The following is a 20,301-nucleotide window of genomic DNA, read 5'->3' as shown; positions in this document are numbered from 1 at the left end:
CCTTGCGAGGGGCGTTTCTTTTTGCATCTGGCTTTTCGAGGCGCTAGCGGCGCAGCCGATCGAAACGCCGCGTATAGAGAATATCGGCGCCGTTGAAGGTGCCGCCGTACACCACCAGCGACCAGTAGCGCGAGAGGTTGATCGTGGCCTTCACCGCGTTCGACGCCGACTGCAGGCCCTGCTCATAGCCGATCACGAGACGCTGGTTGATGGCCTTCGCGATCATGACGACCTCGGTGTCGGTCAGACCCACCTCGCTGCGCCCGATCGAAAATTCGTCGAGGCCGATGCTCTGCGCAATGCGCTTGCCTTGCGCGCTGCCGAGCAGGGCGAGCGCCGTCGTCATCGCGCTCTGCTGGCCGAGGTTGTTGCCCTGGTCGGTGCCGTGCCCGAACAGCAGCCAGGAGAGCTTTTCGTTATCGGGCACGTTGGGCTCGGAGACGAGCCGCACCGACGGCGCCTGCACGGTGCCGGTGACCTGCACGCCCGCCTCGACCTGCTGGTTGCGCCGCATGGCGAGAATGTTGATGCCCGGATTGCCCACCGGCCCGTTGAACGTGAAGAAGCCGTTTTCGATATTGAGCTTGGTGCCGAACGCCGTGTACGTGGAGCCTTCGGTCACGCGCACGTTGCCGACCGCGCGCAGCGGGACATCCGGCGCACTGTTGACCGTAATCGTGCCCGCCAGGCCCAGATCCGCGCCCTGCCCGCGGAAGCGGAAGTCGTGGCCGAGATCGATGTCGACGTTAGCACGCGGAGCAAATCGCGGCGCGGGCCTGGTCGACGCCGTTTCTTCGATGGGCGGCCTGCCGCCCACCGTCGTGCCGTCGGGGCGCACGATCACGACGTCGTCGCCGAGCGACGGCGCAGGTAACGCGGGCATGTCGAAGAGCGCGTGATCGACGGTGAACTTGCCGTCGATCTGCATGCCGCCCAGATGCCCGCCGTTGGCGATGCTCGCGCTGCCGGAAAGCGACAGCTTGCGGTCGGGCGAAGCGAAAAGCTCGAGCTTGTCGGCGACGATGCTCGCGGTGAGATCGGGCTCGGCGTTGTCGAGCCGCACCTGGCCTTTTGCGCGCAGCGTGCCGCTCGTCGCGCCGTGGAACTCCACCTGCTGGAAGTCGACCAGGTTCTGCGAGAGCGCGATGCGTATCACGCCGTCCTTCAACTCCACGCCCTGGTCGACCACGGTGGCCGAGATGCCGTCGCCGACCAGCGAGCCCGTGAGATTCGGCTTCGCGACCGTGCCGCCGAGCGCAAGCTGCAGCGCGAGATGGCCGTCGAGCAGGTAAGTCGGGCCGAGCATGCCGCCCGTGTTCCGGAGCGAGGGCACGTTCGCCTTGATGGTGCCGCCGATCGGCGCCTCGTCCGCGACGGTGAGGATGCCGTCGCGCGGCATGAGCGTCGTGTAGGCGTCGATGTCGAGCACGCCCACGCGGTTCGCCTGCGCATGCGCCGTGAGCGTGAGGCGGTTGCCGCCGCTGAAGGCCGCGCGCACGTTGAGGTCGCCAACGCCCAGCGAGGCAAAGCCGCGGCCGACCTCGGTCGTGATGTCGCCCGAGCGGCGCTTGATCTGCACATAGCCGGTGGCCGTCGCGCCGACAGCGAAGTCCCAGTCGCCGTCGAAGATCAGGTCGGTCCTGAGCGTGGACGGTACGCCCGTGAACTGCTGCCGGATTTGCATGATGCGTGCAAGCGACACGTTGGTGAGCGTGCCCGCCGAACGGATGCGGCCATGGTCGAGGTCGAACGATTTCAGGTCGAGCGACGCGCCTTCCCCCGTGATGCGCGTCGCGCCGAGCGTGACCTTGCCGGGGCCCGCGCTCACGGTGAGAGGCGACTGCAGCTTCACGCCGGGCACGCCGCGGTTCTCGAGCTGCGTCACCGTGCCGTTCCAGCGCGTGCCCTCGCGCGTGTCCTGGAGGCCGCCGTTGGCCGCCGCCACGAAGTCGATCGGCTGGCCCTGCACCTTGCCCTTCGCGCTCGCGGTGAGCGTGTGCTTCGCGCGCGTGCCGTCGAGGCGCGCGGTGAGCGTCGTGATATCGACGCCCGCCACGGCGATGTCGCTCGCGTCGGTGCTGAAGGCGAGCGCGCCGTTCGCGCCGTCGCGCGCGAGCGCCCGGCCCTCGGCATGGCCGACGCGGTTATCGCCGAACACCACGTGGTCGGCCTTGTAGTCGAGCGAGACGTCGGGATGTGCGAAGGTGCCGGTCACGTCGCCATTCGCCGCGAGCTGGCCCGCGATGCCAAAGCCGAGCCGGTCGAGCTGCGGCGCATCCACGCGAAAGCGCAAGCGGTCGCCACGCGCGCCGAAGCTGCCTTGCAGATCCACGGTATTGCCCGCGATAGACAGGTTCGCGCGGCTTGGCAGAATCCGCGAGCCCGCCAGCTGGATGAGGCCCTCGCCCGTGAGCGGCAAGTCGTCGTAGACGCTCGGGCCGAGCTTGAACTCGGCCCGCGTCGTGAAGGCGGGCGCGAGCGTGCCGCTCGCATTGAGCGTGCCGTTCACGCGCGCTTCGATGCGCCGGGCCGCGGGACGCGTGGCGGCTCGCGGCTTCGCCTCGTGCTGGGCCGCCCCGCCCCGCTCGGTCTGCTTGGCGTTCTCCACGCGCTTTTGCTCGGCGGCCTGCTCGCCCGATTGCGCGGGATTGAGCGACGGGTTCAGCGCCGGATTGAGCGCGAGATTGCGTTGCGGGTTGAGCGCGTCGGCGGCGGGTTGGGCTGCAGGCCGCGGCCGGGCGGCCGGCGCTGGAGTTTTCGCGGCCGTGCGCGCCGGTGTTTGCGACGTGAGCGACAGCGGATCGAAATTGGTCAGCACCGCCTTGAGTTGATAGGTCGAACTGGCGTCGTGCTTGAGCGCACCCGACAGGTCGATGCGCCCCGCGCCGGAAGTCAGCCGCACATCGTTGAGCGACAGGCGCGCGGGGTCCTGCGTGATCTTGCCCTGCACGCGCAGCGCCGCCTTGGGGTCGGCGAGATCGAGCGTGACGCTTTGGACGTCGCCATTCAGCCGCACGCCGACCGGCCCCGCGAATTGCGTGGCGCGCACGTTCGACTGGATCGCGTTGAGGTCGAGCCCGGCCACCTTCAGATCGAAACGCCCGTCGCGCCCGCTGATCGTGCCGCCGCCGGTGATCGTCGCGTTCCTCACGAGACGCACGGCAAGCCTCGGGATGCGCTGCGTCTTCGCGTCGAGCACGACGTCGGCGTGGGCGTCGATGAGCGGCAGCAGCTTTTCGTCGATGGCGCCCGGCTTCGCGTTCACGATCGAGACCGCGCCCGCCACCGTGAAGCCCGCCACATTACTGCGCGCGCGCGCCGCATCGGCCGCGGCATCGGGCATCGCCCCGCCCGCAGGCGCCGATGCCAGCGCGGGCACCGAAGCCGGCGTCACGCCCGACACCGCCGCCGCGCCCGAAGCCACCGCCGCGAGCGCCGCCGGCACGCCCGCCGCGCCGCCCGGCACCGGCTGCAATTGCGCACGCACGGCGAGGTCGGCGAACGGCGCGCCCGGCGCGAACGCCTGCGGATTGACATGATCGAACGCGAGCGTGACCCGCTGCAGCGGCACGGCAGCGAACGGCGTGGCCTCCACATGCGCGCGCCCGGTGAGCTTCATGCCGCTCGCGTCGACATCGGCCGTGAGCGCCTCGAGCGAGCCGGCGAGGTTTGCGCTCACCTGCACGTCTTCGCCGTTCACCTTGCCGGAGTAGCCCAGGTCGCCCGTGAGCGCGAACGGCCGCACGCCGTCGAGCTTCGCCTCGGCGCTCACTGCGCCAAAGGGCGTGTCGAGATGCTCGATGGCGGCCTCGTGATGGCGGCCGTCGCTGCGGCCGTGGAACTGGAAGTGCGAGAACTCGTTAGTCGAGGTGCCTTCGTGCACCGTGAGCTTGTCCACCTGCAGGTCGCGGATCTCGAGCCCGAGCGGCAGCTGCAGGTTCTCCGGCAGCTTCATGGGCGAGGAAGGCTCGTGCGACGGCACGACGCGCATCTCGATGTCGCCGGCATGCAGGTAGTCCACCACGAAGCGCCACGGTTGCTGGCCGAAGCCCTGCAGCTCCCATTGGCCGCCGATGCGGTCGACCTTGAGCGTGGTGCCGTCCGTGCCGCGCCAGCTCACGTTGGAAAAGCGCACACCGCTCGCGAGCGTGCCGCCTTCGAACCGGCCCGCAAGCTTGCCGTCGAGCAGCCTGACCGCCGCGCGCCACGCGTAGGCCGTGCCGCGCTCGGTGGTCAGCACGCCATAGAGCAAACCGGCGACGAGCCCGACGAGCAGCACCGGCACGACGATCGCCCAGGCAAGCGCCTTCCAGAGCCGCGGCCCGCGGCGGCGCGGCGGCGCACCGTCGCCGCCCGCGCCGCCGTCGCCGCCATGGCCTCCATGGCCGCCGGCTTCGCTGCGCGCTTCATCTTCCGGGCTGCGGCCAGCTTCTTCCGGCGGCACCGCGAACGTGGCCGGCAGCCATGCCACCGCAGCAAAACGGCGCGCGCTCATGCGGCCCCCTCGCCGTGCGGCGCAGGAGGCGTTGCGAAGCGGAGCAGCGAGCACGTCATCATCAGAAGGCGATCCCGAGTGTCAGATAAGGCCGCACGCTGTGAGTGCGAAACCCATAGGCGAGATCGAGGTTGACCGGCCCGACGGGGCTGCGCCAGCGCGCGCCGATACCCGCGCCCGGATCGAACTGCTTTTCGCCCCAGGTGTCGGTGGCGGTGCCGACGTCGAAGAACGCCGCGCCGCCCCAGTCGTGGCTGAACCAGTGCTGGTACTCGGCCGAGCCGGTGACGAGATACTTGGTCGGCAGGATCGAGCCCGACTGGTCGTTACCGATGCTCTGGAAGGAGTAGCCGCGTACCGAGTTCGAGCCGCCCGCACGGAACAGCAGCGACGCGGGGATGCCGCTCGACGGGCCGCCCGTGAACACGCCGCCCAGTTCCGCGCGGAACACCATGATGTCGCTGTGGCCGATCGGCAGGTATTGCTGGCCGCGCATGTAGGCGCGAAAGAAGCTTTGCTCGGCGCCCGCGTTCTTGAGCGCGAGGCCCGCCTCCACGCGGATGATGTTGCCCGAGCGCGGAAAGAGCGGGTCGTCGACGTTGCGGCGGGTCCAGCCCCAGGTCGGCACGAGCGCATAGGCCCGCGAGGACGGCCCCACGTTCTGCGTAAGTCGGTCGTCGTAGAACATCAGCGCGTACGCATAGTCGATGTTCTGCGAGGTGCGCGTGCGCTGCACCCCGACGCGCGCGCTATAGATGTTGGTGTCCGAGACGTCGGTGGTGGTGTAAGACGCGACGAGGCTGTTGGTCCAGGCGCGCGGGCCCGGCGGCATCGAAAGCTGGACCTGACCGAACTTCTGGATCTGGTCGAGGCGCCCCTGCACCTGGAACGGCCACGCCGCCCCGAACGTGTTCAGGTAGGTGTAGGAGCCCTGTACATGCGCGCCGGTATCGGTCGAATAACCCACGCCGCCGCGGAAGTTGTTGTACGGGAACTCGCTCACCTTCACGTGCACGGGCGTCTCGAGCGGCTTTTGCGTGTTCGCGTCGACGTCGATCGCCACGCTCGCGTAGTACGGCGTGTTCTGCACCTGGCGCTGCAGTTCGGCCACGCGCTTCAGGTCGTAGATTTCGCCCGGCGAAAGCGGATTCACATTGTCGATGATGTAGCCCGGATAGCGCCGCGGCCCCGAAACATCGAGCTTGCCCAGCGTAAAGGTCGGCCCGCTGTCGAACGTTACGGAAAGTTGCGCGTCGTGCCTGAGCGGATCGACCCGCGCCTCCGAAAACGTAATCTTCGCGCCAAGGTAGCGGCGCGCCTGCAGCGCCTTGAGCGAGCCGTTCTTGGCGTCGTCCCAGCCCGACTGCGTAAAGGCGTCGCCTTCGTGCAGCGAGAACGCGAAGCGCGCGGTGTTCTCCTGCGCCGGGTCTTCCGTGAGGACCGGACCGCGAAAGACGAGTTTCACCGACGAAATCGTGGTGCGCGGCCCCGGATCGACGCTCACCCGCACGTGCCGCCTGCCGTCGATCGTGCGCACATCGGTGCGCACGACCGGCGTGAAATAGCCCGCCGTCGAGGCGAGGTCGCGCACCTGTTGCGGCGTCGCGGTCACGAGAAACTCGAACTGGTCCTCGTTCACGTCGGCGCGCGTGGCGAAGCGCGCAATGTCGAGGTGCGCCTCGAGCAGCTTGCGCAGATCGCGCGGGGTGGCCTGGATATCGACGTCGTAGTAGGTGCGCGGGCGCATCCACGGCAGGAGGGTGGTCAGGATGTCGGCCCGGGCGGGCGGTGCCACAGCGGAGCACACGGCGAGGCACACGATCAGGCACGCGGCGAGCCGTGGCCGCACCGCCCGCGAGGGGCGCCGCCGTGCGCTCAATGCTTCGATCACCCATCCCGCCAAACGCCACCTCCTGCCGTCGTAGAACTGGTTGCCACCGGTTGCACCGCTCGCGCGCAGGGCGGCACGGGAAGCGGCAACGGGCGCAAACGCGTTATTTCACCACATCGGCGCGTCAAAACCCCAGGAGGAGGTGCAAAGCGTGCCACAACGGCGGGCGCGGCCGGACCTATGGCGCGCGCGGGGCGGCCGAGGGGATGGCCAACACGTTCCGCCCGGGCGGATGTTCCGCGGCGTTGGCTTGCGGTAAAATTGCCGCCGACAGAATTAGCGGCGCGGCGCAATCAGGCGCCCCGCCTTACTGGACGGACGTCAGCCATGTATCAATCGGACATCACGCAGTTCATCAACCAGCTCAAGCAGCAAAAGCCGCAGCTCGAAGAACAGCAACGCAAGGGCCGCGCGCTCCTGTGGGACAAGCAGCCGATCGACCTCGACGAGCGCGAGCGCCAGCAGGCTTCGCGCGTGAAGCAGACGTCTTACGTCTACTACCAGAACTTCTGATGGCCGAGGCCGACGGGGCCGGCGCGCCGCCAGCGGGCGAGCACGCGGCCAGTCACGCGGGCCACGCTGCCGGGCAAACGCCCGGTGAGGCGCTGACCACACCCGCAACCGACTCGACGCCCGACACGGTCGACGGCGTCGCGTTCGCACGCCTTTACGGCGAGCCGCTCTTCAAGCTCCCGCAGGACCTCTACATCCCGCCGGACGCGCTCGAAGTCTTCCTCGAGACCTTCGAAGGTCCGCTCGACCTGCTGCTGTACCTCATCCGCAAGCAGAACTTCAACGTCCTCGACATCCCGATGGCGGAGGTCACGACCCAGTACCTCGGCTATGTCGAGCAACTGCGCAAGACCAACCTCGAACTCGCGGCCGAATATCTGTTGATGGCGGCCATGCTCATCGAGATCAAGTCGCGCATGCTGCTGCCGGTCAAGAAGGCCGACACCGGCGAGGAAGCCGAGGACCCGCGCGCCGAACTCGTGCGCCGCCTGCTCGAATACGAGCAGATGAAGCTCGCCGCCCAGCGCCTGGACCAGTTGCCGCAGCTCGGGCGCGACTTCCTGCGCGCCGAGGTCTACATCGAGCAGAGCATCACGCCGCGCTTCCCCGACGTGGACAGCAACGACCTGCGCGCCGCGTGGGCCGACGTCATCAAGCGCGCGAAGCTCGTCCAGCATCACAAGATCTCGCGCGAGGAGCTCTCGGTGCGCGAGCACATGAGCATCATCCTGCGCCGGCTCCAGGGCGAGCGCTTCATGGAATTTTCCGAGCTGTTCGACACTACGCGCGGCGTGCCCGTCGTGGTCGTGAACTTCATCGCCATGCTGGAGCTGTCGCGCGAATCGCTCATCGAGATCACCCAGCCCGAACCGTTCGCGCCGATTTACGTGCGGCTCGCGTATTTGCCCGCCTGATCCCCGGCCGGCCTTGCCCGGGTCCGCGCGCAGCGAAGGCAGTAAATAGGACCGCATCGCGCGGGAACCTCCAAAGGGCCGCACAGCGGAATGTCAGGACAAGCCCCTACCCGAGGCGGGTGCGCCGCATTCACAAATCCACTACAATCGCCCGCGCCTGCCCGGTCTCGTCCCATATACGGGGCACCGCGCCACTCGCGCGGACCGGGCGCGCAACGTCCGCTCGCGGCCCTTCGTCCGGGTCTCTGGCTTGCGGCCGTGCAACCCAAGTCTTGCCCCCGCGCGAGGCATAAAGCATCCGACCATGAAAGTCATCAGCTCGATTCAGGAATTGCGCGACCAGTTGCGCGGCCAAAACCGCACGGCGTTCGTGCCGACCATGGGCAACCTGCACGAAGGCCATCTCTCGCTGATGCGCCTCGCACGCCAGCACGGCGACCCGGTCGTGGCGAGTATCTTCGTCAACCGGCTGCAGTTCGGCCCGAACGAGGACTTCGACAAGTATCCGCGCACGCTTCAGGACGACATCGAGAAGCTGCAGAAGGAAAACGTCTACGTGCTGTTCGCGCCCACCGAGCGCGACATGTATCCGCAGCCGCAGGAGTACCGCGTGCGCCCGCCACACGATCTCGGCGACATTCTGGAAGGCGAGTTCCGCCCCGGTTTCTTCGAAGGCGTGTGCACGGTCGTCATGAAGCTGATGTCGTGCGTGCAGCCGCGCGTGGCCGTGTTCGGCAAGAAGGACTACCAGCAGCTCATGATCGTGCGCGCGATGTGCAACCAGTTCGCGCTGCCGACCGAAGTGATCGCCGCCGAAACCGTGCGCGACACCGACGGCCTCGCGCTCAGCTCGCGCAACCGCTACCTTACGGAAGCCGAGCGCGCCGAGGCGCCGCAACTGGCGGGCGTGCTGCGCGCGATCCGCGAGTCGGTGCTGTCGGGCCGCCGCGACTTCCAGCAGCTCGAACTCGACGCCATGGCGACGCTCGCCGCGCGCGGCTGGAAGCCCGACTACATCGCGATCCGCAAGCGCGCGAACCTGCTGCCGCCCGCACCGGGCGTGGCCGGCGACGCCGAGTCGCCGCTCGTCGTGCTGGCCGCCGCGAAGCTCGGCGCGACGCGCCTGATCGACAACCTCGAAATCTGAGGGCCGCGGGCGGCCGCGCCGTCCCGCTTTCACCCGATCCCCCCAGATTCCGCTTACCCGCGGCGGGCCGCGCGCCCGCTCGCCTGAGGAGACCCTCCATGCAACGCCATATGCTCAAGTCAAAGATCCACCGCGTCGCGGTCACGCACTGCGAGCTGCACTACGAAGGCTCGTGCGCCATCGACGAAAACCTGCTCGAAGCGGCGAACATCGTCGAAAACGAGCGCATCGACATCTGGAACATCAACAATGGCGAGCGCTTCACGACCTACGCGATCAAGGGCGAGCGCGGCAGCGGCATGATCTCGCTGAACGGCTCGGCGGCGCGCCGCGCGCAACTGGGCGACCTCGTGATCATCGCGGCCTTCGCGAACGTGGAAGAGGAAGAGCTCAAGGCCGGCTGGAAGCCGGACCTCGTGTTCGTGGACGAGAACAACCGCATCAAGGGCAGCCGCGACCACGTGCCCACGCAGGCCTGGAGCTAAACCGCGGGGCTGGCGGACGCGGCTCATCGGGCCCGCGCCGCCGCGCTTGCCCGCCTTTCGGCGCGCTTATTTGCCGTCGACCCAGCCGACGATCGACTGCCACTGGTCGAGGTCCTTCTCGACCCGGCTCTTCGCGACGTCCCACAGCGTGAGGCCGTGCGCAGCGAGCTGCACGTAGTTCTGCGTGTCGCGCAGATAGCCCAGCACCGGTAGTTCGAGGCCCTCGACGAAGCGCTGCAGCTGCTCGGCCGAGCGCGTGCGCGCATCCACCCGCATGCCCACCACGCCCACCTGGATCGCCCCCTTGCGCACGGACTTTTCCTTGGCGAGGCGGTTCAGGAAGTCCTGGGTGGCAAGAATGTCGAACATCGAGGGCTGCAGCGGCACGATCACCTTGTCCGCCAGCTCGATGATCGCCTGGAGCCGGTTGCCGTGCAGGCCGGCGGGCGTGTCGATGACTGCGTGCTCGAGTCCCTTGGGCGGCTTGGCCGGGTTGTCCAGATCGACCTGCCAGCTTTCGATCGCCGGCAGCGTCGCGGGCCGCAGATCGAGCCATGCGTGCGAGGACTGCTGCCGGTCGAGGTCCGCGAGCGCCACCCACTCGCCTTGTGCGGCGAAATAGCCGGCCAGATTGGTGGACAGCGTGCTCTTTCCCACGCCGCCCTTGGGATTCGCCACCACGATTACCGTCATGAATGCTCCCGTCAGGATGGCTGGCGCAAGGCCAGCCGGATTGCCGTGATTTTGCGTGATGCGTGTTTCGATACCTTGCGAGGCGACTTGCGGACGAGCCGGCGCCCCGAATCAACCGTCCGATATTATCGGCAAATTGCGCGCCGCCGAAGCCCCCCACGAGCGCGCACCCGCAATGTTCATATCAAATCAAGGAGACTGAGCGACCATGAGCACGCTACGCCACGACATCACGATCGAATCCCTGCTCGAGAGGCAGCGCGGCCGCCTGCCCGATTTGCTGGGCTTTCGGCCGCTGGTCCTCGAGCAAGGCCTGCTGCGCGCCGAACTCGACGTGCGCAGCGACCTGCTCGCCCCCAATGGCTTCCTGCACGCCGCCACGGTGATCGGTCTCGCCGACACGGCCTGCGGCTACGCCTGCCTCGCGCACCTGCCGCCCAACGCGAAAAACTTCACGACCATCGAGATCAAGAGCAATCATCTCGGCACCGCGCGCGAAGGCACGATCTCGGCCGTGGCCAAGGGCGTGCACCTCGGGCGCAGCACCCAGGTCTGGGACGCCACCGTGAGCGGCCCGGACGGCAAGACCATCGCGCTGTTCCGCTGTACGCAGATGGTGCTTTACTGAGCCGGGCAGCCGCGCTTTTAGCTGCGCTGTTAGCGGATTACGCCGAACACCTTCTCCAGATCGAGGCTCGCCGCGAGCGTGTCCGCCAGCCGCTCAAGCGACGCCTCGCGCAACGCCGGATAGTCCACCGCGCGCGCCTGCGCGAGCCCGGCCCAGCGCAAGAGCGCCGCGCACGCTTGCGGCGTGTCGAGGAGGCCGTGCACGTAGGTCGCGAGAATCTGGCCGTCCGCCGAGCGCGCACCATCGGGGCGCGTCGCCCCATCGTCTCCCTCAGCGAGCCACAGCGCGGGCGACGCTAGCGCCCGCCCGCGCGTCTCGCCCATATGAATTTCGTAGCCCGCCACGCGCGCCGGGCCCGCGTCCGCATGCCCGTTAGCGCCTTCCAGTGCGAGCGCGCCCGTCACGTTCTTCAAGGTCTTTTCGCGCGTGAGCACGGTCTCGTAGTCGAGCCAGCCGAAACCCTCGACCGCGCCCGGCTCGCCCTCCACGCCGTGCGGATCGGCAATCGCGCGCCCGAGCATCTGCATGCCGCCGCAAATACCGATCACGCGGCCGCCATAGCGCAGATGCCGCGCGAGCGCCGTCTCCCAGCCCTGGGCGCGCAGCCACGCGAGGTCGTCGCGCACGTTCTTCGAGCCCGGCAGGATCACGAGATCGGCGGCGGGCGGCGCTTCGCCCGTGCGCACATAGGTGAAATCGACCTGCGGATGGGCGCGCAGCGCGTCGAAGTCGGTGTGGTTGCTGATGTGCGGCAGCGCCGGCACCACCACGCGCAGCGTCTCGCCGGCGGCCTGCGCGCCGCTGTGGACCGCGCCGGGCAGCATGTCCTCGGCGTCGAGCGTGAGGCCGTGCAGATACGGCACGACGCCCAGCACCGGCTTGCCCGTCTGCTGCTCGAGCCAGGCGAGGCCCGGTTCCAGCAGCGTGCGGTCGCCGCGAAAACGGTTGATGACGAAACCTTTGACGCGCGCGCGCTCGCTCTGGGAAAGACAGGCCAGCGTGCCGATCAGATGCGCGAATACGCCGCCCCGGTCGATGTCGGCCACGAGCACGACCGGGCAATCGACCGCCTCGGCGAAACCCATGTTGGCGATGTCGTTGGCGCGCAGGTTGACTTCGGCGGGGCTGCCCGCGCCTTCCACGAACACCGTGTCGTAGCGCGCGCGCAGACGCGCGTAGGACGCCAGCACGGCCTCGCGCGCGAGCGGCTTGTAGTCCTGGTACGCGCGCGCGTTGAGATTCATACGCGCCTTGCCGTGGATGATGACCTGCGAGCCGAGGTCGCTATTGGGCTTGAGCAGCACCGGATTGAGGTCGGTGTGCGCCTCGATGCCGGCGGCGACAGCCTGCAGCGCCTGGGCGCGGCCGATCTCGCCGCCATCCACGGTCACGGCGCTGTTGAGCGCCATGTTCTGCGGTTTGAACGGCGCGACGCGTACACCCGCGCGGCGCGCGAGGCGGCACAGGCCGGCGACGAGCGTGCTCTTGCCGGCATCGGAGGTCGTGCCCTGGATCATCAGCGTGCCGGTGGGTACGCGGGGCATGGCGGGTAGCGTGGCGGTCATGAAGCGCATGGGGGGCAGCGAAGGCGAACGCGCATTATCCCATCGCGCCGCCGCCCGATGCAGGACCACGGCGCGACATTGACCGATGGGACAACAGCGAGCCTGGGTGCAGCCGTTACAATCACGCGATGAATTCGCGCGATCTCACCTTCATCGTCGGCGGCGCGCGCTCGGGCAAGAGCGCGCACGCCGAACGGCTCGCTGCCGCGAGCGGCCTGCCCGTCACCTATATCGCCACCGCGCGCGTGACGGACGACACCGAGTTCGCCGAGCGCATCGGCCACCATCGCGCGCGGCGGCCCGCGCACTGGGCGCTCGCCGAGGCGCCGCTCGATCTCGCGGGCGCACTCGACGCAGCCGCGGGGCCCGGCCAGTGCGTGCTGATCGACTGCCTCACGCTGTGGCTCGCGAACCTGCTTTGCCCCGCCGACTCCGAAGCGCCGCTGCCCGACTGGCGCGAGCGCCTCGACGCCTTCGCTGCCGCCTGCGAGCGCGCACAGGGCACGGTGCTCGTGGTGAGCAACGAGATCGGCATGGGCGTCGTGCCGATGGGCGCGGCCACGCGCCGTTACGTGGACGAACTCGGCCGCCTCAATCAGCGCATCGCGGCGCTCGCCGATCAGGCGACGCTTGTCGCCGCGGGCCTGCCTTTGGTGCTCAAAGCGCCGCGCGGGACCTCATGATGCTCTCGCTACCCGTCACCGCCGCGCTCGCCGTGGCCGGCGTCGCCGTGGACCGCTGGCTCGGCGAACCGCGCCGTGCACACCCGCTCGTCGCCTTCGGCAAATACGCGAACCAGATCGAAGCGCGCCTGAACACGGGCCGCCGTGGCCGTCCGCTCGGCCTCGTCGCATGGCTCGCCGCCGTCGCACCGCCCGTCATCGTCGCCGCGCTGCTGTGCGCCCTGCTACCCTGGCCGCTCGCCTGGGCACTGCACGTCGCGCTGCTGTGGTTCGCGCTCGGCGCCCGCAGCCTCACGGAGCACATCGCGCCGATCGGCGCCGCGCTCGCCCGGCGCGACCTCGCCGCCGCGCGCGAATTGACCGGCCGCATCGTCTCGCGCGACACAGCAGGGGCGGACGCCACCGCGCTCTCGCGCGCGGCCGTCGAATCGGCGCTCGAAAACGGCAACGACGCGATCTTCGGCGCGCTGTTCTGGTTCGCGATCGCGGGCGGCCCCGGCGCCCTCGCGTTCCGTCTCGCCAACACGCTCGATGCCATGTGGGGCTACCGCACCCCGCGCTTCCTGCGCTTCGGCTGGGCGGCCGCGCGCATCGACGACGTGCTCAACTGGATTCCCGCGCGCCTCACGGCCGCGAGCTACGCGCTGCTCGGCGACACGCGCGTGGCGCTGCGCTGTTGGCGCGAACAGGCGCATCGCTGGGAGAGCCCGAACGCGGGTCCCGTCATGGCCTCCGGCGCGGGCAGCCTGAACGTGCTGCTGGGCGGCGCGGCCGTGTATCACGGCATGCTGGAGGAGCGCCCGGCGCTCGGCGCGGGCTCGCCGCCGCGCGCGCAGCACGTGGACGCGGCCTTGCGGCTCGTCGAGCGCACCACCATTTTGTGGCTCGCCGCGCTGCTCGCGCTGGCCTTCGTGAGCGTGGCGAGCCATGTCTGAACAACCAGCCGCACTCGTCGCGCACGGCGGCAATCTGCACGAAGCCGCGCAGCGTTACGGCATCGCCTGGGACGCGTGGATCGACCTCTCCACCGGCATCAATCCGCACGGCTACCCTGTGCCGCCGGTGCCATCCGCGGCATGGCGGCGCCTGCCCGACGACGGGGACGGCTTCGCTGCGAGCGCCGCGCACTACTACGGCGCGCCCGACGCCCGCCACGTGTTGGCGGTGGCGGGCAGCCAGGCCGCGATCCGCGCGCTGCCCGCGTTGTTGCCGCGCGCGCGTGTAGCAATCGCTCCGCTCACTTACGGGGAGTACGCACCGGCGTTCGCGCGCGCGGGCCATGAGATCGTGCCGCTCGATGTCATGCAGGACACGCTGCCCGATACCGTCACGCATGCCGTCGTGGTGAATCCGAACAATCCGACGGCTACGCATCTTGCTGCCGACCGCCTACTGCGTTGGCATGCGCAACTCGCGGCGCGCGGCGGCACGCTGCTCGTCGACGAAGCTTTTGCCGATGCGTTCGGCCATGAGCGATCCGAAACGCTTGCGCACGCAACCCGCCGTGAAGGACTCGTCGTGCTGCGCTCGCCGGGCAAGTTCTTCGGGCTCGCGGGCGCGCGCTGCGGATTCGCGCTCGGCGCGCCTGCCCTGCTGGCCGCGTTGCGCGCGCATCTGGGCGCGTGGACCGTGAGCGGACCGGCGCGCCACGCGGTCACCCATGCGTTCGAAGACAGCGCGTGGCAGAACGAAATGCGCATTCGGCTCGCCGCCGAAAGCGCGCGCCTCGTCGCGCTGCTGCGCGCTCACGGCTTCACGCCGCACGCCACGCCGCTGTTCGCGTGGCTCGCGGACCCACGCGCGCCGGTGCTGCAGGACGCACTCGCGCGCCACGCCGTATGGACGCGCCGCTTCGACGCACCGGCCAGCCTGCGCTTTGGCCTGCCCGCGTCAGAAAGCGAATGGCAGCGCTTCGAAAGCGCACTCGGACAAGCCATGCGGGCGATCGGCTGATGCGCACAGTCGTCATTGTGTTGGCGCTGCTGGCCGCGACGCTCCTGCCGTGCGCCGCGCATGCGACCGTCACCGCCATCGACGACGCGGGCAACACCGTCACCCTCCCCGCGCCAGCGCAGCGCGTAGTGAGCCTCGCGCCCCACGTGACCGAGCTGCTCTACGCCGCAGGCGGCGGCGCGAAAGTGGTCGGCGCCGTGGCCTATAGCGACTACCCGCCCGAAGCGCAAAAAGTGCCGCGCGTGGGCGACAATCGCGCGCTCGACCTCGAGCGCATCGCCGCGCTCAAGCCCGACCTCATCGTGGTCTGGCGTCACGGCAACGCTCAGCAACAGCTCGATCGTCTGCGCGCGCTGCACATCCCCCTCTTTTTCAGCGAGCCACACAAGCTCGACGATGTCGCGACCTCGCTCACGCGCCTCGGCGTGCTGCTCGGCACCGAAGACGCTGCGCAGGCCGCCGCGAATGCTTACCGCCGCGACATCGCGCAGCTGCACGCGCGCTATGCGCAGCGCGCATCCGTGAGCGTGTTCTACGAAGTCTGGGATCAGCCGCTGATGACCATCAACGGCTCGCACATGATCAGCGACGTGATCGCGCTCTGCGGCGGCCGCAACGTGTTCGCGGCCCTCGAACCGCTCGTGCCGACGGTATCGACGGAAGCCGTTCTCGCGGCCAATCCCGATGCGATCGTCACCGCGTCGCAAGGCGCGACGTCGCCGGAGCGCCCGCTGCCGGGCCTCGAGCGCTGGCGCGCCTGGCCAGCGCTAGCCGCCGTCGCGCGCGGCAATCTCTTCGCCATCGACGGCGATCTGCTCACGCGCCCCGCGCCGCGCATCGCCCAGGGCGCGGCGCAGTTGTGCGAGGATCTCGACCTCGCCCGCTCGCGCAACGCCGTGGCACATTGATTCGGTCTCCGCAGCGACCCGCTAGGCGTTCCAGCGCGCGAGCAGCCAAACAGCGCTCGTCGAGTCGTATTGCAAATGCACGATGGCGCCCATCTCCAGCGGCCAGCGCACGCAACGCGCGAGCGGCATGCCGAGCGCGCGCGCCGTGAGGGTGCGGATCACGCCCGCATGCGTAACGGCCCAAACAGTGCACTTCTCGCGCGCGTCGAGCGTATCGAACCAGCTGCTCACGCGCGCATCGAACTGCGCGACGCTCTCGCCGCCATGCTCGCGCGCGTGCTCGAAATTCGCGGCCCATGCGTCGATCTGCGCGCGTTCGATCGCGTCCCAGCGCTGCATCTCCCACGCGCCGAAATCCATCTCAGCGAGGCGTGCTTCGGCTTGCGGCGTATGGCCGCGCAGACGGCCGAGCGCCGCCGCCACGCTCGCGCAGCGCGTGAGCGGGCTCGTTTCGATACGCTGCGGTTCGCGCACGCCGAGCGCCGCGATCCGCTCAGCGAGCGACGCGGCCTGCTGCGTCGCGTCGCCCGCGAGCGGCACATCGCTCGCGCCGTAGCAGACGCCCGCATCCACCGCCACGGCGGGATGACGGATCAGAACGAGATCCATGCGAGTCCCACGAGGTAGATGGCGATCTCGAACACCTGTTGCGCCAAGCCGAGACAATCGCCCGTATAGCCGCCGATGCGCCGCACGAAGTAACGCCCCAGTGCATAGCGCAACACGGCGAGCACGCCGAGCGTCGCGACGCCCGCGCGCCAGTCGGGCGCACCGGACCACACCGGCCAGAACAGCCACGGCAAGCCGAACACGCACGCGCACAGCCACGCGGGCATGCTCATGCGCTGCGCGACGGGCTTGGCCTTGCCCTCGGCACGCACATACTCGAGCGAGACGAGATAGCTGATCGCGCACGCGCGGCTCGCGGCGTGGCCGGCGATCATCAGCATCGCGGCGCGTGCCGGCGGCAGCGCCGCGAGCGTCTGCCACTTGAGCGCGAGCGCCACCACGAGACCGATCGCGCCAAATGCACCGATGCGCGAATCGTGCATGATGCGCAGCACGTCCTCGCGGGCGTACGCGCCGCCGAATGCGTCGAGGCAGTCGGCGAGACCGTCTTCGTGAAAGGCGCCCGTCGCGAGGAGCGTGACCGCCATCGACAGCAGCACGGCCACGTTCGCCGGAAACACGCGCAGCGCGGCGAGATAGACGAGCGCCGCGAGCGCGCCGATCAACGCGCCGACGAACGGAAAGTAACGCGCCGCCGCGTTGAGCCAGGCGGGCTCGAAGCCCACCCAGCGCGGCACCGGCACGCGCGTGAAATAGCCGAGCGCCGTGAAGAAGTAACGCAGCTCCGCAAGCGGATTCATCGCGCGGCGCTCAGGCGTGGCGATCACTGCGATTGTCGACGCCGGCCGACTCGAAGCTCGCCATGTCGTTGAGGAACGCCACCGCCGCGCGCAGCAGCGGCACCGCCAGCGCCGCGCCCGTGCCCTCGCCCAGACGCAGGTCGAGCGTAAGCAGTTCGCGCGCGCCGAAGTGATCGAGCATGCGACGGTGCCCCGCTTCGTTCGATGCGTGCGCAAACACGCAGTAGTCGCGCACGTTCGGCGCGAGCGAGTCGGCCACGAGCAGCGCCGAGGTGGCGATGAAGCCGTCGACGAGAATCGCCATGCGCGAGCGCGCCGCTTCGAGATATGCGCCCGCCATCATCGCGATTTCGAAGCCGCCGAACGCGGCGAGCACGTCGAGCGGCTCGCGCGCATCGGCGTGATGCGCGAGCGCCGCCGCGAGCACATTGCGCTTTTTCGCGAGGCCCGCATTGTCGAGGCCCGTGCCGCGCCCGACGCATTCATCGATCGGCACGCCGCACAACCGGCTCATCAGGCACGCGGCCGACGACGTGTTCGCAATGCCCATTTCGCCAAAGCCGATCACGTTCGTGCCGAGCGCCGCGTGATGACGCACGCGCTCGGCGCCCGCCGCAAGCGCGGCGAGGGCTTCGTCGCGCGTCATGGCGCGCTCGTGCGCAAAGTTGCGCGTGCCGGCCGCGATGGGCACATCGACGAGTGTCGGCGACGGCGGCAGCGGCGACGCCACGCCCGCGTTGACGACTTCGAGCGTGAGTCCCGCCACGCTGCTGAACACGTTGATCGCCGCGCCCCCTGCCACGAAGTTCGCGACCATCTGCGCGGTCACGGCCTGCGGGTACGGGCTCACGCCTTCGGCGGCGATGCCGTGGTCGCCTGCGAAGACGATCATCACGGGACGCTCGACGCTCGGGCGCGTCGTGCCCTGGATCATGCCGAGCTGGCGCGCCAGGGTTTCGAGGCGGCCGAGACTGCCGGGCGGTTTGGTCTTCGTGTCGATGAGGCGTTGCAGTTCGTCGCGCAACGAGAGATCGAGCGGTTCGACGGCGAGCAGTTCGGTAAGCGATGACGTCATGGTGTATTTCGTTTCAAAGTGATGCGGGCGACAGCGGCGCACTAGTGCACGCCATTCGATCCCGGCGAATGCGGTGATGAAGATGTCGGTACGAGTGCTGGTACAAGCGCCTCGTGCGCGCCCTCGCGTATCAGCACGAGCGGATGTCCGAATGCGGCGCTCGCGCGTTCCGGCGTGAGCACATCGCGCACGGGGCCCGCGTGAAAACCGCCGCGGCCGTCGAGCAGGAGCGCGTGCGTCGCGAAGCGCCGCGCAAGATTGAGATCGTGGCACGAAAGCAGCACGGCGCGCGCTTCACTGCGCACCCAGTGCGAGAGCGCTTCGAGACACGCAATCTGATGATGCAGGTCCAGATGGGCGAGCGGCTCGTCGAGCAGCAGGAGCGGCGCGCCCTGACACAGCGCGGCGGCAAGCGCGACGCGCTGGCGCTCGCCGCCAGAGAGCGACAGCACATCGCGCGCCGCGAACGCTTCGAGGCCGAGCGTGGCGAGCGCGGCGTGCGCGGCGGCGCGATCGGCATCGGCTTCCCAACCCCAGCCGGAAAGATGCGGGTAGCGATTAAGCAGCACGGTGTCGATCACGCTCGCGCTGAAGGCGTCGCGCTGGTCCTGCGGCATCAGCGCGCGACGCTGCGCGAGGCGCACCGGCGGCCACTGTGCGAGCGCGATGCCCTCGACTTCGACGCGTCCCGCGGAGGGCTCGCCCAGGCCCGCGAGCGCGCCGATCAGTGTGGTCTTGCCCGCGCCATTCGCGCCCGCCACACACCAGATTTCGCCGGCGGCAAACTTTTGCGTGAGCGATTCCACGAGCGTGCGCGCGCCCGCGTGCAACGTGAGCGCGTGGACCGCGAGCAGGGGGGGATGCGTATCGCTCATCGTCCGCGCCTCGCGAGCAGCATCCACAGGAATACCGGCACGCCCGCGAGCGCGGTCACGACGCCCACCGGCAACTGCGCGGGCGCCGCCACCGTACGCGCGACGAGGTCCGCGCCCATCACGGCCACGCCGCCCGCGAGCACGGCGGCCGGCACGAGCATACGCTGGTCGTTGCCGAACGCGAGGCGCAGCATGTGGGGCACGACGAGCCCCACGAAGCCGATGGTGCCGCCCGTCGTCACGGCAGCGGCCGCCGCGAGCGACGCAGCAAGATAAATGCCCACGCGCAGACGCAGCACCGGCACACCGAGCGCCTGCGCGGCAGCGTCGCCGCGCAGCAGCACGTTGAGCATCGGCGCGGCGGGCACGATGCACGCAAGGACCACGCCAAGCGTTGCGAGCGCGGGCCATGGCATGCCCGCGCCATTGAGGTCGCCCGTGAGCCAGAACAGCATGCCGCGCAGGCGCGTGTCGGGCGCGAGCGTGAGCAGCAGTGTGACCAATGCGCCCCAGCCTGCCGCCGTCACCGCGCCCGTCAGGAGCAGCCGCGGCGAGCTGTCTTGCGGCTCGCCGCGCCACAACTCGCGGCGCGCGAGGCCGAGCACGAGCAGGATCGAAACGAACGCACCCGCACACGCGCTCGCCTGCACGCCCCACCACGCCACGCCAGCGATCATCGCCACGAGTGCGAATGCGGCAGCGCCGCCAGACACACCGAGCACGTAGGGCTCCGCAAGCGGATTGCGCAGCAGCACCTGCAGCAGCGCGCCCGCCAGCGCGAGCAAGCCGCCGCATGCAAACCCCGCCAACGCGCGCGGCAAGCGCAGCGTACGCACGATTTCGATCGCCATGTCCGGCGCGCCGTGCACGTCATGCGTGGGAGCGAGCGCCGCCAGCGCCTGCGCAAACGTCACGCTCACGCTGCCGGTTGCGAGCGATGCAGCGAACACCACGAGCGCCACGGCTGCGAGCGCGGCCCAGATCATGCATGCACGGCGCGCGCTCATCGAGCGGCGCGGCAGCGCGTGTATCGGCGGCACGGGCGGCACAGCATGGGACTCATCGCGGCTCATGGAACGCATCGGGGAACTCGGCAGCGGATTTCA

At 69.4% G+C, this 20,301-nt stretch carries 18 protein-coding genes; 9 read left to right on the top strand and 9 right to left on the bottom strand.

Features of this window, described 5'->3' with window-relative positions; all coding sequences use genetic code 11:
• Positions 1-43: 43 nt before the first annotated feature.
• Together AB3X99_RS11250 and AB3X99_RS11245 are read right to left on the bottom strand one after the other, a co-directional pair.
• A complete protein-coding gene (locus AB3X99_RS11250) occupies positions 44-4,495 on the bottom strand; it encodes a translocation/assembly module TamB domain-containing protein (RefSeq protein WP_368616955.1) in 4,452 nt (1,483 codons plus the stop codon).
• Between the two features lie 61 nt (positions 4,496-4,556).
• On the bottom strand, positions 4,557-6,242 hold the full coding sequence (locus AB3X99_RS11245) for an autotransporter assembly complex family protein (RefSeq protein ID WP_368606882.1): 1,686 nt from the start codon (positions 6,240-6,242) through the stop codon (positions 4,557-4,559).
• A 471-nt stretch (positions 6,243-6,713) separates the two neighbouring features.
• On the opposite strand from AB3X99_RS11245, the gene AB3X99_RS11240 reads away from it, so the two are divergent.
• From AB3X99_RS11240 to panD, 4 genes are all read left to right on the top strand, one after another.
• Positions 6,714-6,899 (top strand): DUF3460 family protein, encoded by a 186-nt coding sequence (locus tag AB3X99_RS11240; RefSeq protein WP_069265440.1) that lies wholly within the window; start codon positions 6,714-6,716, stop codon positions 6,897-6,899.
• The gene (locus tag AB3X99_RS11235; RefSeq protein WP_256094748.1) at positions 6,899-7,813 is read left to right on the top strand and encodes a ScpA family protein; all 915 of its coding nucleotides are present in this window, start codon (positions 6,899-6,901) and stop codon (positions 7,811-7,813) included. Before AB3X99_RS11240 ends, AB3X99_RS11235 begins: the two co-directional genes overlap by 1 nt.
• Positions 7,814-8,117: 304 nt before the next feature.
• The gene (gene panC, locus AB3X99_RS11230; RefSeq protein WP_069265441.1) at positions 8,118-8,960 is read left to right on the top strand and encodes a pantoate--beta-alanine ligase; all 843 of its coding nucleotides are present in this window, start codon (positions 8,118-8,120) and stop codon (positions 8,958-8,960) included.
• A 98-nt stretch (positions 8,961-9,058) separates the two neighbouring features.
• Complete coding sequence (panD, locus tag AB3X99_RS11225; RefSeq protein ID WP_069265442.1) at positions 9,059-9,445, top strand: aspartate 1-decarboxylase; 387 nt, start codon at positions 9,059-9,061, stop codon at positions 9,443-9,445.
• 66 nt (positions 9,446-9,511) lie between these two features.
• Here the strand turns inward: panD and AB3X99_RS11220 are convergent, their stop codons facing one another.
• Positions 9,512-10,138, bottom strand: a complete 627-nt coding sequence (locus AB3X99_RS11220) for a ParA family protein (protein WP_368606875.1) — start codon at positions 10,136-10,138, stop codon at positions 9,512-9,514.
• Between the two features lie 208 nt (positions 10,139-10,346).
• Between AB3X99_RS11220 and AB3X99_RS11215 the strand changes: the two genes are divergently transcribed.
• Positions 10,347-10,766: a PaaI family thioesterase gene (locus AB3X99_RS11215; protein ID WP_069265444.1), complete on the top strand. Its 420-nt coding sequence runs from the start codon at positions 10,347-10,349 to the stop codon at positions 10,764-10,766.
• 29 nt (positions 10,767-10,795) lie between these two features.
• Here the strand turns inward: AB3X99_RS11215 and AB3X99_RS11210 are convergent, their stop codons facing one another.
• The gene (locus tag AB3X99_RS11210; RefSeq protein WP_368616954.1) at positions 10,796-12,331 is read right to left on the bottom strand and encodes a cobyric acid synthase; all 1,536 of its coding nucleotides are present in this window, start codon (positions 12,329-12,331) and stop codon (positions 10,796-10,798) included.
• Between the two features lie 128 nt (positions 12,332-12,459).
• On the opposite strand from AB3X99_RS11210, the gene cobU reads away from it, so the two are divergent.
• From cobU to AB3X99_RS11190, 4 genes are read left to right on the top strand one after another with little or no spacing between them, the layout of a single operon-like run.
• On the top strand, positions 12,460-13,014 hold the full coding sequence (cobU, locus tag AB3X99_RS11205) for a bifunctional adenosylcobinamide kinase/adenosylcobinamide-phosphate guanylyltransferase (protein WP_069265446.1): 555 nt from the start codon (positions 12,460-12,462) through the stop codon (positions 13,012-13,014).
• Entirely contained in the window at positions 13,014-13,949 is a 936-nt protein-coding gene (gene cbiB / locus AB3X99_RS11200; protein WP_342947988.1) for an adenosylcobinamide-phosphate synthase CbiB, read from the top strand. Before cobU ends, cbiB begins: the two co-directional genes overlap by 1 nt.
• Positions 13,942-14,967: a threonine-phosphate decarboxylase CobD gene (cobD, locus tag AB3X99_RS11195; protein WP_368616953.1), complete on the top strand. Its 1,026-nt coding sequence runs from the start codon at positions 13,942-13,944 to the stop codon at positions 14,965-14,967. Before cbiB ends, cobD begins: the two co-directional genes overlap by 8 nt.
• Positions 14,967-15,875 (top strand): cobalamin-binding protein, encoded by a 909-nt coding sequence (locus AB3X99_RS11190; protein WP_368616952.1) that lies wholly within the window; start codon positions 14,967-14,969, stop codon positions 15,873-15,875. The genes cobD and AB3X99_RS11190 overlap by 1 nt, the downstream gene beginning before the upstream one ends.
• 21 nt (positions 15,876-15,896) lie before the next feature.
• On the opposite strand, the gene cobC is transcribed toward AB3X99_RS11190, so the two are convergent.
• Genes cobC through AB3X99_RS11165 form a run of 5 tightly spaced genes read right to left on the bottom strand, consistent with a single transcriptional unit; the run spans position 15,897 to position 20,268 of the window.
• A complete protein-coding gene (gene cobC / locus AB3X99_RS11185; protein ID WP_368616951.1) occupies positions 15,897-16,484 on the bottom strand; it encodes an alpha-ribazole phosphatase in 588 nt (195 codons plus the stop codon).
• Positions 16,469-17,245: an adenosylcobinamide-GDP ribazoletransferase gene (locus tag AB3X99_RS11180; RefSeq protein ID WP_069265513.1), complete on the bottom strand. Its 777-nt coding sequence runs from the start codon at positions 17,243-17,245 to the stop codon at positions 16,469-16,471. The genes cobC and AB3X99_RS11180 overlap by 16 nt, the downstream gene beginning before the upstream one ends.
• Before the next feature lie 10 nt (positions 17,246-17,255).
• Entirely contained in the window at positions 17,256-18,320 is a 1,065-nt protein-coding gene (cobT, locus tag AB3X99_RS11175) for a nicotinate-nucleotide--dimethylbenzimidazole phosphoribosyltransferase (RefSeq protein ID WP_069265450.1), read from the bottom strand.
• 41 nt (positions 18,321-18,361) lie between these two features.
• On the bottom strand, positions 18,362-19,195 hold the full coding sequence (locus AB3X99_RS11170) for an ABC transporter ATP-binding protein (RefSeq protein WP_368616950.1): 834 nt from the start codon (positions 19,193-19,195) through the stop codon (positions 18,362-18,364).
• Positions 19,192-20,268, bottom strand: a complete 1,077-nt coding sequence (locus AB3X99_RS11165; RefSeq protein ID WP_368616949.1) for a FecCD family ABC transporter permease — start codon at positions 20,266-20,268, stop codon at positions 19,192-19,194. The genes AB3X99_RS11170 and AB3X99_RS11165 overlap by 4 nt, the downstream gene beginning before the upstream one ends.
• Between the last annotated feature and the right edge of the window lie 33 nt (positions 20,269-20,301).

Origin of the sequence: Paraburkholderia sp. BR10882, from assembly GCF_040948855.1 — a bacterium.
In the GTDB taxonomy this organism is placed as follows: Bacteria; Pseudomonadota; Gammaproteobacteria; order Burkholderiales; family Burkholderiaceae; genus Paraburkholderia; species Paraburkholderia nodosa_A.
The sequence above is the reverse complement of the archived record's forward strand: the minus strand, read 5'-3'. Positions and strand labels throughout refer to the sequence as shown.

Coding starts and splice junctions, on each gene's coding strand:
- AB3X99_RS11250 (WP_368616955.1), bottom strand. CDS start 4,495: ATGAGCGCGCGCCGTTTTGCTGCGGTGGCATGGCTGCCGGCCACGTTC.
- AB3X99_RS11245 (WP_368606882.1), bottom strand. CDS start 6,242: ATGCGCCCGCGCACCTACTACGACGTCGATATCCAGGCCACCCCGCGC.
- AB3X99_RS11240 (WP_069265440.1), top strand. CDS start 6,714: ATGTATCAATCGGACATCACGCAGTTCATCAACCAGCTCAAGCAGCAA.
- AB3X99_RS11235 (WP_256094748.1), top strand. CDS start 6,899: ATGGCCGAGGCCGACGGGGCCGGCGCGCCGCCAGCGGGCGAGCACGCG.
- panC (WP_069265441.1), top strand. CDS start 8,118: ATGAAAGTCATCAGCTCGATTCAGGAATTGCGCGACCAGTTGCGCGGC.
- panD (WP_069265442.1), top strand. CDS start 9,059: ATGCAACGCCATATGCTCAAGTCAAAGATCCACCGCGTCGCGGTCACG.
- AB3X99_RS11220 (WP_368606875.1), bottom strand. CDS start 10,138: ATGACGGTAATCGTGGTGGCGAATCCCAAGGGCGGCGTGGGAAAGAGC.
- AB3X99_RS11215 (WP_069265444.1), top strand. CDS start 10,347: ATGAGCACGCTACGCCACGACATCACGATCGAATCCCTGCTCGAGAGG.
- AB3X99_RS11210 (WP_368616954.1), bottom strand. CDS start 12,331: ATGACCGCCACGCTACCCGCCATGCCCCGCGTACCCACCGGCACGCTG.
- cobU (WP_069265446.1), top strand. CDS start 12,460: ATGAATTCGCGCGATCTCACCTTCATCGTCGGCGGCGCGCGCTCGGGC.
- cbiB (WP_342947988.1), top strand. CDS start 13,014: ATGCTCTCGCTACCCGTCACCGCCGCGCTCGCCGTGGCCGGCGTCGCC.
- cobD (WP_368616953.1), top strand. CDS start 13,942: ATGTCTGAACAACCAGCCGCACTCGTCGCGCACGGCGGCAATCTGCAC.
- AB3X99_RS11190 (WP_368616952.1), top strand. CDS start 14,967: ATGCGCACAGTCGTCATTGTGTTGGCGCTGCTGGCCGCGACGCTCCTG.
- cobC (WP_368616951.1), bottom strand. CDS start 16,484: ATGGATCTCGTTCTGATCCGTCATCCCGCCGTGGCGGTGGATGCGGGC.
- AB3X99_RS11180 (WP_069265513.1), bottom strand. CDS start 17,245: ATGAATCCGCTTGCGGAGCTGCGTTACTTCTTCACGGCGCTCGGCTAT.
- cobT (WP_069265450.1), bottom strand. CDS start 18,320: ATGACGTCATCGCTTACCGAACTGCTCGCCGTCGAACCGCTCGATCTC.
- AB3X99_RS11170 (WP_368616950.1), bottom strand. CDS start 19,195: ATGAGCGATACGCATCCCCCCCTGCTCGCGGTCCACGCGCTCACGTTG.
- AB3X99_RS11165 (WP_368616949.1), bottom strand. CDS start 20,268: ATGAGCCGCGATGAGTCCCATGCTGTGCCGCCCGTGCCGCCGATACAC.